Source organism: Pseudarthrobacter sp. B907 (assembly GCF_040137805.1).
GTDB lineage: Bacteria > Actinomycetota > Actinomycetes > Actinomycetales > Micrococcaceae > Arthrobacter.
Genome location: NZ_JBEEQE010000030.1, coordinates 1 through 11,715, shown reverse-complemented (window position 1 = coordinate 11,715; position 11,715 = coordinate 1). Strand labels below are relative to the sequence as shown.

Annotated in this window: 10 protein-coding genes and 1 pseudogene; 10 read left to right on the top strand and 1 reads right to left on the bottom strand. The window is 68.7% G+C overall.

Features of this window, described 5'->3' with window-relative positions; all coding sequences use genetic code 11:
- Window positions 1-917: 917 nt before the first annotated feature.
- Window positions 918-1,736 carry a hypothetical protein gene (locus ABLI39_RS17255; RefSeq protein WP_349414784.1) on the bottom strand — a complete coding sequence of 273 codons (819 nt, stop codon included), beginning with the start codon at window positions 1,734-1,736 and terminating at the stop codon, window positions 918-920.
- A gap of 30 nt (window positions 1,737-1,766) precedes the next feature.
- Between ABLI39_RS17255 and ABLI39_RS17250 the strand changes: the two genes are divergently transcribed.
- The 10 genes and pseudogenes from ABLI39_RS17250 to ABLI39_RS17205 all read left to right on the top strand — a co-directional run.
- The gene (locus ABLI39_RS17250; RefSeq protein ID WP_349414783.1) at window positions 1,767-2,816 is read left to right on the top strand and encodes a tetratricopeptide repeat protein; all 1,050 of its coding nucleotides are present in this window, start codon (window positions 1,767-1,769) and stop codon (window positions 2,814-2,816) included.
- A 6-nt stretch (window positions 2,817-2,822) separates the two neighbouring features.
- Window positions 2,823-3,815, top strand: a complete 993-nt coding sequence (locus tag ABLI39_RS17245) for an HAD-IIA family hydrolase (RefSeq protein ID WP_349414782.1) — start codon at window positions 2,823-2,825, stop codon at window positions 3,813-3,815.
- Window positions 3,816-3,825: 10 nt separating this feature from the next.
- Window positions 3,826-4,053 (top strand): hypothetical protein, encoded by a 228-nt coding sequence (locus ABLI39_RS17240; RefSeq protein ID WP_349414781.1) that lies wholly within the window; start codon window positions 3,826-3,828, stop codon window positions 4,051-4,053.
- Entirely contained in the window at window positions 4,050-4,862 is an 813-nt protein-coding gene (locus ABLI39_RS17235) for a TlyA family RNA methyltransferase (RefSeq protein ID WP_349414780.1), read from the top strand. Before ABLI39_RS17240 ends, ABLI39_RS17235 begins: the two co-directional genes overlap by 4 nt.
- A gap of 39 nt (window positions 4,863-4,901) precedes the next feature.
- Complete coding sequence (locus ABLI39_RS17230; RefSeq protein WP_349414779.1) at window positions 4,902-5,957, top strand: NAD kinase; 1,056 nt, start codon at window positions 4,902-4,904, stop codon at window positions 5,955-5,957.
- A gap of 3 nt (window positions 5,958-5,960) precedes the next feature.
- Window positions 5,961-7,700 carry a DNA repair protein RecN gene (gene recN, locus ABLI39_RS17225; RefSeq protein WP_349414778.1) on the top strand — a complete coding sequence of 580 codons (1,740 nt, stop codon included), beginning with the start codon at window positions 5,961-5,963 and terminating at the stop codon, window positions 7,698-7,700.
- A gap of 74 nt (window positions 7,701-7,774) precedes the next feature.
- On the top strand, window positions 7,775-9,538 hold the full coding sequence (gene pyrG / locus ABLI39_RS17220; RefSeq protein ID WP_349414777.1) for a CTP synthase: 1,764 nt from the start codon (window positions 7,775-7,777) through the stop codon (window positions 9,536-9,538).
- Between the two features lie 27 nt (window positions 9,539-9,565).
- Window positions 9,566-10,228 (top strand): NUDIX domain-containing protein, encoded by a 663-nt coding sequence (locus ABLI39_RS17215; protein ID WP_349414776.1) that lies wholly within the window; start codon window positions 9,566-9,568, stop codon window positions 10,226-10,228.
- Window positions 10,228-11,280, top strand: coding sequence for a site-specific tyrosine recombinase XerD (gene xerD, locus ABLI39_RS17210; protein WP_349414775.1), 1,053 nt, complete (start codon window positions 10,228-10,230; stop codon window positions 11,278-11,280). The genes ABLI39_RS17215 and xerD overlap by 1 nt, the downstream gene beginning before the upstream one ends.
- Window positions 11,281-11,469: 189 nt before the next feature.
- A pseudogene (locus tag ABLI39_RS17205) lies at window positions 11,470-11,715 on the top strand (HNH endonuclease signature motif containing protein); the annotation flags it as partial.

Sequence of the window (11,715 nt, the reverse complement as noted above, 5' to 3'; positions counted from 1 at the left end):
CCATTACAGCCAGGCCCCGACACACCGTGTCGGGGCCTGAGCCATTTAATAACCACAAACAAGGCCACCACCATTCAAGGTCGGCGGTTTGAGCTGCCGGTGCGCAGCGAAGGTGGAACAGCCCTGTGAGACTTGACACCGCGGGGCCGGAATGGCCCGCTGCCGTTAGCCGGGCGGAGACGACTCGCCTAGAATTGATTGAGATGTACGGACTTCGAAGCGCTTGATTTCGGGTTGCGTAGCGAACGAAACACGGAAACAGAGCGGCTGCGATTGCGCCAGTGGTCAGCTCATAACAGGAGGAATCCACCATGGCTGAGCACAACGACGGCAACCGAGGCGGCAACGACCGCGGTAACTTCGGCGGCGGACGCAACTCCGGCGGCGGGGGATTCCGCGGGACCAACAACTCCGGCGGAAACCCCCGCGGCTTCCGTGGAAGGGACGATCGTTCGGAGGGATCGCGCCCGTCATTCAATGACCGCGATCGTAAGCCATCTGGTGATCGTCCGTCGCGTGATGGAGATCGTAANGGACGCAACTCCGGCGGCGGGGGATTCCGCGGGACCAACAACTCCGGCGGAAACCCCCGCGGCTTCCGTGGAAGGGACGATCGTTCGGAGGGATCGCGCCCGTCATTCAATGACCGCGATCGTAAGCCATCTGGTGATCGTCCGTCGCGTGATGGAGATCGTAAGCCGTTCAGCGGTGGTGGCGACCGTGATCGTAAGCCGTTCAGTGGTGCTGGCGACCGTGATCGTAAGCCGTTTGGTGATCGTCCGGCGCGTGAGGGCGGTGAGCGTCGCAGTTTCGGTGGGGACCGTGATCGTAAGCCGTTCAGCGGCGGTGGCGACCGTGATCGTAAGCCGTTCCGTGTTGCTGGTGACCGTGCTCGTAAGCCGTTTGGTGATCGTCCGTCACGTGAGGGTGGTGAGCGTCGCAGCTGCGGTGGAGATCGTGATCGTAAGCCAGTCAGTGGTGTTGGCGATTGTGATCGTAAGCCGGGTGGTGATCGTCCGTCGCGTGAGGGTGGTGAGCGTCGCAGCTTCGGTGGAGATCGTGATCGTAAGCCATTCAGTGGTGGTGGCGATCGTGATCGTAAGCCGTTTGGTGATCGTCCGTCGCGTGAGGGTGGTGAGCGTCGCAGCTTCGGTGGAGATCGTGATCGTAAGCCGTTCAGTGGTGGTGGCGACCGTGATCGTAAGCCGTTCAGTGGTGCTGGCGACCGTGATCGTAAGCCGTGTGGTGATCGTCCTGCGCGTGAGGGTGGTGAGCGTCGCAGCTTCGGTGGAGATCGTGATCATAAGCCATTCAGTGGTGGTGGCGATCGTGATCGTAAGCCGGTTGGTGATCGTCCGTCGCGTGAGGGCGGTGAGCGTCGCAGTTTTGGTGGGGACCGTGATCGTAAGCCGTTCAGCGGCGGTGGCGACCGTGATCGTAAGCCGTTTGGTGATCGTCCGTCGCGTGAGAGCGGTGAGCGTCGCAGTTTTGGTGGGGACCGTGATCGGAAGCCGTTCAGCGGCGGTGGCGACCGTGATCGTCAGCCGTTTGGTGATCGTCCGTCGCGTGAGGGCGGTGAGCGTCGCAGCTTCGGTGGCGACCGTGATCGCAAGCCGTTTAGCGGCGGCGACAACCGCAAGCCCTTCGGCAACCGCGAAGACCGTCCGGCCCGCAGCTTCGACCGCGAGGACCGTCCGGCCCGCAGTTTCGACCGCGGCGACTCCGGCCCCCGCCAATTCGGCCGCGACCGCGCCGAAGACCGTCCCGTGCGCGAACCCAACGCCAAGGACCTGCGCAGCGCCAACCGCCCGGACCGTGAGCGTTCACCGCAGATCGACGAGGACGTCACCGGCAAAGAACTGGACCGCGCCACGCAGCACCAGATCAAGACCCTGGAGGACAACAGCGCCGAATGGGTGGCCCGTCACCTCGTGATGGCCGGCCGCCTCATCGATGACGAGCCGGAACTTGCCTTCCAGCACGCCCTTGCCGCCAGCCGCCGTGGTGGTCGCCTGGCAGCCGTCCGCGAAGCTGTCGGCCTGACCGCCTACGCCGCCGGGCACTACGGCGAAGCGTTGCGTGAGTTCCGCACCTACCGCCGGATCAGCGGGTCCAACATGCACCTGCCGGTCATGGCCGATTGCGAACGTGGCCTGGGCCGCCCGGACCGGGCACTGGACATGGCCCGCTCCGAAGAAGCCAAGGACCTTGACGCTCCGGGCAAGGTGGAGCTGGCCATCGTCGCTGCCGGCGCCCGCACCGACCTGGGCCAGCTCGAGGCCGCCGTTTCCGAGCTGGAAATCGCGCAGCTGGACATCAACCGCGCCTTCTCCTACAGCCCGCGGCTCTTCCGCGCCTACGCCGATGCCTTGACGGCAGCAGGCCGCGACGCCGAAGCCGGGAAGTGGCAGCGCCAGGCGGTCGTCGCCGAGAACGCTCTTGGCCTCGGCGTCGACGAGGACCCGGACATCATTGACCTCGGCTGGGACGAGGAGGAGGAAGCGCGCGAGGAGGAGCAGCGCCGTCGGATCCTGCGGGAGCAGGCTGCCCAGCAGTCCGCCGCCGCTGCCGGCGAGCCCGCACCCAAGTCAGCAAGCGCCGAAGCCGTCGCCGGTCTCCCGGAAACCGGAGCGCCGGCGTCCGCGGCACAGGATCTTGAGGCCGGCTCCGACGACGAAGAGCCGGACTTCTTTGAGTCCGACGACGCCGAATCCGATGACGATTCGGTTGAAGCCGACGAACTTGAGGCGGACGGGCTGGAAACCGGGGATGCCCACAGCCACGACTCCCGCGTTCCGGAACGCGCCGAGGACTAAGCGACCATGGCCGAAGCTGAACTCATTTCCAGGTTCGATGCGCTGCTGGCCGATCTGGACGGCGTTGTGTATGCCGGCCCGCAGGCCATCCCCGGCGCCGTGGAGTCGCTGCAGCGGCTTAATGGCATCGGCGTCGGGCTGGGCTATGTGACGAACAACGCCTCCCGGTCGCCCGCCGAAGTGGCGCAGCACCTGCGCGAGCTCGGCGCCCCGGCCGAGGACCAGCAGGTGGTGAGCTCCTCCCAGGCAGCTGCCGAGCTGCTCGCGTCCATGCTGCCGGCCGGCGCCCGCGTCCTGATCACCGGCGGCGAGGCACTGGCCCGCGAAATCGAACTCGCGGGCCTCGTCCCGGTCCGCAGTGAGGCCGAAGACCCGGTCGCGGTTGTGCAGGGCTTCCACCCCGACCTGGGCTGGAAGGACCTCGCGGAGGCGGCCTACGTGGTCGCGGCCGGCGCACTCTGGGTGGCCACCAATACGGACATGTCCATTCCGCAGGCCCGCGGCATGGCGCCCGGCAACGGCACGCTGGTTGCCGCCGTCGCGGCCGCCACCGGCCGCCGGCCGCTGGTGGCGGGCAAGCCCGAGGCGCCGCTGTTCCACGCCGCGGCCAAACGGCTGGCCGCCGACCGTCCCCTGGTGGTCGGCGACCGGCTGGACACCGACATCCTCGGCGGCAACAACGCCGGCTTCGCCACCGTTGCCGTGCTGACGGGCGTCGACACGCGGGAATCCATCCTCGCCGCCCGCACCCTGGAACGCCCCAGCTTCCTGATCAATGACCTCACCGACCTGTACCGTCCCTACCCGGCCATCGAGCACGACGGCGACGGGCGCTACCGCTGCGGCGGCGCTTCGGCGGAGAGACTCGGCACCAGCCTGCGGGTCAGCGGTAACCCGGCCGATCTTGATTCCTGGCGCGCTGCCTGCGCCGCCTGGTGGGCCGCGAACCCGGAGACACCCACGGCCAAGGCGCCCAGCCTGGAGTGGTTGGATCACTAGACTGGACAGCATGACCGAGCTGAACCCCTCCACCGAGGCCCGGATCGACTGGCCGGAGCCCGCAGGCGAGTCCGCCGTCGGCGATCCGGCCGTCGACGCCCTGCTGCTGCGCCTCGGTGACCTGCCCGAACTTTCCGTCGCGTCCCACGGCGAGGTCTACGCCGGCCTGCACGACGAGCTGGCCGCGGCCCTCAACGAGGATGTCGCCGGGCAGGCCGCGGGGGAAACCCCACGATGACCAGGCTCGACCAGGCCCTCGTCAGCCGCGGGCTGGCGAGGTCCCGCACCCACGCCGCACGGCTGATTAGCGAAGGAAAGGTCAGCTCGGGCGGCGAGGTGCTCGCCAAGGCCTCCCTGCAGGTCCAGGACGACCTGGCCCTGGATGTCGCTACCAAGAGCGAAGACGACTACGTCAGCCGCGCAGCCCACAAGCTCGCCGGCGCCCTGGACGCTTTCCCCGCCGTCGAAGTGGCCGGCAAACGCTGCCTCGACGCCGGCGCCTCCACCGGCGGCTTCACCGAGGTCCTGCTCCGGCGCGGCGCCGCGCACGTGGTTGCCGTCGACGTCGGTCATGACCAGCTGGTCCCGCAGCTCCGCGGCGACGCCCGGGTCTCGGTCCACGAAGGCCTCAATGTCCGCTACATGACCCCGGAAGCGATCGGCGGTCCGGCCTCTCTCACCGTGGCTGACCTGTCCTTCATCTCGCTGGCTCTTGTCGTGGCGCCGCTCGCTGCGTGCACTGAGCCGGGCGGAGACCTAGTCCTGATGGTCAAACCGCAGTTCGAGATCGGCAAAGACCGGCTGGGCCGCACCGGGGTGGTCACCTCCGAGCGGGAACGCCGCATGGCCGTCGCCAAAGTCGCGGCCGCGGCGATGGATGCTGGCCTGGATCTGGAGGGCCTCGCGCAGAGCCCGCTGCCCGGGCAGGACGGAAACGTCGAGTACTTCCTGTGGATAAAACGCGGGAACCGGACAGACCTGCCTAAGATCGAAGAGCGGGACGCAGCCGTCGCTGCGTTACTGGGAACGATCTGGCCGAAGTACTGAAAGCACAAGCAGCACAAGACGCACTAGAAGGGGAACCCGATGAGCAGGCGTGTCCTCATCCTTGCCCACACCGGCCGCGAGGAATCCCTCAAGGCCGCCTGGGAAGCGTGCGCCCAGCTGCATGCCTCCGGCATCGTGCCCGTGATGCAGAAATCCGAACTCGGCGACATGGTCCGGTTCTACGGGCGGCTGGACCAGCCCGTTGAGGTGCTGCACGACCATGTAAAACTTCCGGACGTCGAGCTCGTGATGGTGCTCGGCGGTGACGGCACCATCCTGCGCGCGGCGGAGCTGGTGCGCGAGGTTGACGTGCCGCTGCTCGGCGTCAACCTCGGCCACGTCGGCTTCCTCGCCGAAAGCGAACGGGCGGACCTGGCCCAGACCGTCGACTGGATCGCCAGCCGCCAGTACACGGTGGAAGAGCGGATGACCATCGACGTGCAGGTCTGGGTCCGCGGCCAGAAGATCTGGCACACCTGGGCGCTGAACGAGGCCGCCATCGAGAAGGGCAACCGGGAACGGATGCTCGAGGTGGTCACCGAGGTCGACGAACGCCCGCTGACATCCTTCGGCTGCGACGGTGTGGTCCTCGCCACCCCCACCGGATCCACCGCCTACGCGTTCTCCGCTGGCGGCCCGGTGGTTTGGCCGGAGGTCGAGGCGCTGCTGATCGTGCCCATCAGCGCGCACGCGCTCTTCGCCAAACCCCTTGTGGTCTCGCCCAGGTCCCGGCTCGCCGTCGAGATCCTGAACCGCACCGACGCCCAGGGTGTGCTCTGGTGCGACGGCCGGCGCTCCGTGGACCTGCCCCCGGGCGCCCGCGTGGAAGTCACCCGCTCCGCCACCCCGGTCCGGCTCGCCCGCACCCACCAGACCCCGTTCTCCGGCCGCCTGGTCCGCAAGTTCGAACTCCCCATCCAGGGCTGGCGCGGCCCGGTCCCGCAGCCCGACTCCATCCACACCGGGCCCCTGCCGGTGGTACGCACCCCGCGGCCGATGCCGCCCCTGCCCACGCCGCCGCAGGCAGGGCCGCAGCTGCCCGAACCGCAGCCCGCGGACCCCGGCGCCCCCACCGATCCCTCGACCGCGAAGTGACCCATGCTTGAAGAACTGAGAATCCGCGACCTCGGCGTCATCACCGACGCGACGCTCCCGCTCGGCCCCGGCCTGAGCGTTGTGACCGGCGAGACCGGCGCCGGCAAGACCATGGTGGTCACCGCCGTCGGACTCCTCCTCGGCGCCCGGTCCGACGCCGGTGCCGTCCGCAGCGGCGCCAAGAGCGCCTCCGCCGAAGCCGTGCTCAAGCTCGACGCCGGCCATGCCGCGGTCAACCGCGCGCGTGAGGCCGGGGCAGAGGTCGAGGAGTTCGACGGCGGAGCCGAGCTGATGCTGGCGCGCAGCGTCGGAGCCGACGGCCGCAGCCGCGCCTACCTCGGCGGCCGCACCGCGCCGGTCGGCGTCCTCGCCGAGATCGGCGGGACGCTCGTGGTGGTCCACGGACAGTCCGACCAGATCCGGCTCAAGAGCCCGGTGGCCCAGCGCGAGGCCCTGGACAAATTTGCGGGGGAGTCCCTCGCCGGTTCTCTGGCCGCCTACCAGCAGCTGCACGGGCACTGGAAGGCCAGCCAGGCCGAGCTGGACGAACTCCGCAGCGCCGCCCGCGAACGGCTGCGCGAGGCGGAGTCCCTCGAGGCCGCCCTGGCCGAGATCGACGCCGTCGATCCGCAGCCGGGCGAAGACGAATCGCTCAAGGCCGAGGCCGTCAAGCTTGCCAACGTCGAAGAGCTGCGGATCGCCGCCAGCACCGCGCACCAGGCCCTGATCTCCGAAGACTTCGGCGAGGAAGCCGACGCCACCACGCTGGTGGACGCCGCGAAGCGCGCCCTGGAGCACGTCGCCGAACACGACGGGGAACTCGGCTCCGCCGCCGCCCGGCTGGCCGAAGTTGGATTCCTGCTCAACGACATCGCCACCGAGCTGGCCAGTTACCAGGCCTCCCTCGACACCGAAGGCCCGGAACGGCTCGCCGAAATCGAAGACCGCCGCGCCGCGCTGGCCAAGCTGGTGCGCAAGTATGCGCCCAGCATCGACGAGGTGCTGGCCTGGGCGGAGCAGGCGAGAGCGCGGTTCGAGGAGCTCCAGGACGACTCCACCCGGATCGAGGCGCTGGACGCCGAGGTGGCCCGCTCCGAAGCCGATCTCCGGAAGCAGGCCGGGGCCATCAGCAAGGCCCGGAAGAAGGCCGCCAAGGACCTCTCCGCCCGGGTTAGCGCTGAACTGACCGCCCTGGCAATGGCCGACGCCACCCTTGTCATCAACGTCGACCCGGGCGAGCAGCTGGGCCCGTTCGGCGTCGACGAGATCTCCTTCCTGTTGCAGCCGCACTCGGGTGCGCCGGGCCGGCCGCTTGGCAAGGGCGCCTCCGGCGGTGAACTCTCCCGCGTGATGCTCGCCATCGAGGTCGTGCTGGCCGCCGTCGACCCCGTCCCGACCTTCGTCTTCGACGAGGTCGACGCCGGCGTCGGCGGCCGCGCCGCCGTCGAAATCGGCCGCCGGCTGGCCATGCTCGCCCGGCATGTCCAGGTCCTGGTAGTCACCCACCTGCCGCAGGTGGCGGCCTTCGCCGACCAACACATCCGGGTCACCAAGACTTCCGTGCGCGGCGCCGACGGCGCCACGGCCACGGGCTTCACCTCCAGCGACGTCCAGCTCCTCGACGAGGCGGAGCGGGTCCGTGAGCTTGCCCGCATGCTCGCGGGCCAGGAAGATTCGGAATCGGCCCGGGCGCACGCCCAGGAGTTGCTGGACGACGCCAAGCTGCTGCCGCAGCGGGCCTGACCGTCCCGGTCGGTTCTTTGGGACTGGGATGACCATCACAACGGCGTTTTGCCGACCCAAGAAAGAACGAATTGATGATAGGCTCGAACTCCGTGGTGCAGCGATCAAATTCCCGTGTAAATTCCCGGTTCCCGGGCTCGTCCAAGACGACCAAACACATCTTCGTAACCGGTGGTGTGGCGTCCTCGCTCGGTAAGGGACTGACGGCTTCGAGCCTCGGTCACCTCCTGCGGGCACGCGGCCTGTCTGTAACAATGCAAAAGCTCGATCCCTATCTGAACGTGGATCCGGGCACGATGAACCCCTTCCAGCACGGCGAAGTCTTCGTCACCGACGACGGCGCCGAGACGGACCTCGACATCGGCCACTACGAGCGCTTCCTCGACGAAAACCTTGAGGGTTCGGCCAACGTCACGACCGGCCAGGTCTACTCCACGGTCATCGCCAAGGAGCGCCGCGGCGAGTACCTCGGGGACACCGTCCAGGTCATCCCGCACATCACCGATGAAATTAAGCGCCGGATGCGGCTGCCCGCCGAGGGCAAAAACGCCCCGGACGTCATCATCACCGAAATCGGCGGCACGGTCGGCGACATCGAATCCCAGCCGTTCCTCGAGTCCGCCCGCCAGGTCCGCCAGGACGTCGGCCGGAACAACGTTTTCTTCCTGCACGTCTCGCTGGTGCCGTACATCGGACCGTCGCAGGAGCTCAAAACCAAGCCGACGCAGCACTCCGTTGCCGCGCTGCGCTCCATCGGCATCCAGCCCGAGGCGATCGTGATCCGTTCGGACCGCGACGTGCCGCAGGCCATGCGCGAGAAGATCGGGCGGATGTGCGACGTCGACATCGACGCCGTGATCGGCTGCCCGGACGCGCCGAGCATCTACGACATTCCCAAGACGCTGCACTCGCAGGGCCTGGACTCCTACATCGTCCGTGCCCTCGACCTGCCGTTCAAGGACGTCGACTGGACCAGCTGGGACAAGCTCCTCGACGCCGTGCACAACCCCAAGCACGAGGTGGAGATCGCCCTCGTCGGTAAGTACATCGACCTGCCGGACGCCTACCTGTCCGTGACCGAGGCGCTGCGCGCCGGCGGCTTCGCGAACAACACCAAGGTCAAGATCCGCTGGGTCCCCTCGGACGAATGCGAAACCCACGAGGGCGCGGTCAAGTCCCTGGACGGTGTGGACGCGATCTGCGTCCCCGGCGGCTTCGGCATCCGCGGTCTCGAGGGCAAGCTCGGCGCCCTGAAGTACGCCCGCGAATCCAAGCTCCCGGTCCTGGGCCTGTGCCTGGGCCTGCAGTGCATGGTGATCGAGTACGCCCGAAACGTGGTCGGCCTCGAAGGCGCATCCTCCTCCGAGTTCGAGCCGGACTCCAAGTACCCGGTCATCGCCACGATGGAAGAGCAGCTCGACATTGTCGACGGCAAGGGCGACCTGGGCGGCACCATGCGCCTGGGCCTCTACGAAGCCAAGCTGGACGAGGGCTCCGTCATCGCCGAGACCTACGGCACCACGACGGTCAGCGAACGCCACCGGCACCGCTACGAGGTCAACAACAAGTACCGCGAGCAGATCGCCGCCGAGGGCCTGGTGTTCTCCGGAACCTCCCCGGACGGCAAGCTGGTGGAGTACGTTGAGCTTCCCCGTGAAGTCCACCCGTACTACGTGGCCACGCAGGCGCACCCGGAGCTCAGCTCCCGGCCCACCCGCCCGCACCCGCTGTTCGCCGGACTGGTCAAGGCTGCGCTGGACCACCAGCACGGCGCGGGCCAGCCTGCCGCCACGGCCGCCAAGGCCGCTGCCAAGACCACCCCGGCAGCGTCGAAGTAACTCCCAACTGAATCAAAGGACGGCGCGATGCCCGGTAAGTCTGAGACCCCCAATGCTGCACGGCAGGTTTCGGACGAGCCGAGCCCGCGCCGTCTTTTGTCTTCAGAGAAGGTCTACCAGGGCCGGATCTGGGATGTCGTCAGCGACAGCTTCCGGCTGAGCGAGGACGGTGAGCCCCTGGTCCGCGACTACATCGACCACCCCGGGGCCGTGGCCGTGCTCCCGATGAACGACGACGGCGAGATCCTGCTGATCAAGCAGTACCGCCACCCGGTGGGCATGGCCCTCTGGGAGATTCCGGCCGGATTGCTCGACGTCGAGGGCGAGGAGTTCGTGGCCGGCGCGGCCCGGGAACTCGCGGAGGAAGCCGACCTGGTGGCTGAGCGCTGGAACGTGCTGGCCGACTTCTTCAACTCGCCCGGCTCCTCCAGTGAGGCCATCCGCATCTACCTGGCCCGCGGCCTGAGCGACGTCCCCGGCCACGAGCTGCACGTCCGCACCGACGAGGAAGCGGAAATCGAGCTGCACTGGATCCCGCTCGAGGACGCGGTCCGGGCCGTGCTGGAGGGCCGCCTGCACAACCCGTCCGCCGTCGTCGGGATCCTCGCCGCCGCGGCGGCCAGGGCCGACGGCTTCGAAAGCCTCCGCCCGGCCAGCGCGCCGTGGCCCGCCCACCCCAGCCAGCGCTGATGACCGGGCTGCTGGCGGCCGGGCCCGACGTTGCGGAGCCGGCTGCGTCCGAAGCTGGTGTTCCCGCGCCTGCCGCGCTTGCTGCGTCTGCTCCGGTGCCGGCCGTCCGGCCGCTGACCGCCGTCGACCGGGCCATCACGGACTACCTGCAGCACATGGGGGTGGAACGCGGGCTGGCCGCCAACACCCTGTCCGCTTACCGCCGCGACCTGGCCCGCTACGCCCGGCACCTCGCCGCGGCCGGGCCCCGGCGTCCGGAGGAAATCACCCGGAAAGACGTCACCGGCTTCGTGCAGGCACTCTCCGACGGCTCCGACGGCGGTTCGGCCCTGGGCGTGCGTTCGGCCGCCCGGACAGTAGTCGCGGTCCGCGGACTGCACAAGTTCTGGGCGCTGGAGGGCGTCACTCCCACCGATCCCGCCAGCGACGTGCACCCGCCGATGCCCGGGAAGCGGCTGCCCAAGGCCATCACGGTGGACGAGGTCACCCGCATCCTGGAAGCGGCCGGCACGGACACGGCCACCGGCCTGCGCGACCGGGCGCTGCTCGAATTCCTCTACTCCACCGGGGCGCGCATCAGCGAGGCCGTTGGCTTGGACGTGGACGACATCTCGCTGCAGGGCGACGACGAACCGGGCCCCGCTATCGTCCGGCTTTTCGGCAAGGGTTCCAAGGAGCGGTTGGTGCCGCTGGGGTCCTTCGGCGCCCGCGCCCTGGACGCCTACCTGGTCCGGGGCCGGCCGCTGCTGGCCGCCAAGGGAAAGGGAACGCCGGCACTGTTCCTGAACGCCCGGGGCGGGCGGATCAGCCGGCAAAGCGCCTGGACCATCCTCAAAGCGGCCGCCGACAAGGCCAACATCACCAAGGATGTCTCGCCCCACACTCTGCGGCACTCTTTCGCCACTCACCTGCTCGAAGGCGGGGCGGACGTGAGGGTCGTGCAGGAGCTGCTCGGCCACGCATCGGTGACCACCACGCAGGTCTACACCCTGGTTACGGCGGACACGCTCCGCGAAATCTACGCCGCCGCGCACCCGAGGGCGCTGGGCTGACGCTCCTAAAGGGACGGCCCGCGGCTGCCGGCGGTTTGTCGCTTGCTCGTGGCCATCGGCCCGATTTCGCCTTGTCCCCGGCGTAATTTTCTTCCGGCGACGGCTTGTCTGAACGCTGCCGCGGTTGCTTCGTTAATAGTCGGTGCCTGCTTTTAGTGTGGGGTTATGGAAAGCGGAGCGGCTCGGAGTATGGACACCAGTGCGGAGACCGGTGCGGCGCTGGCGGCTCTTGCCGCGTCCGTTGCTGCGCTGGCTGCCGTCATTGACGACCGCGGCGGCCCCGCCGATCCGCTGCGGAGCCTGGCCGATAACTGCCTGGACGGGCTGGCCGAGGTGGCCCGGTGCAAGGCCCGGTTCGCCGCGTTGAAGGTCCGGCTGACCGCGGAGTACCTGGGCGCGGCCGAGGCCCTGGCGCCGCCGGCGGCGACGCCGCAG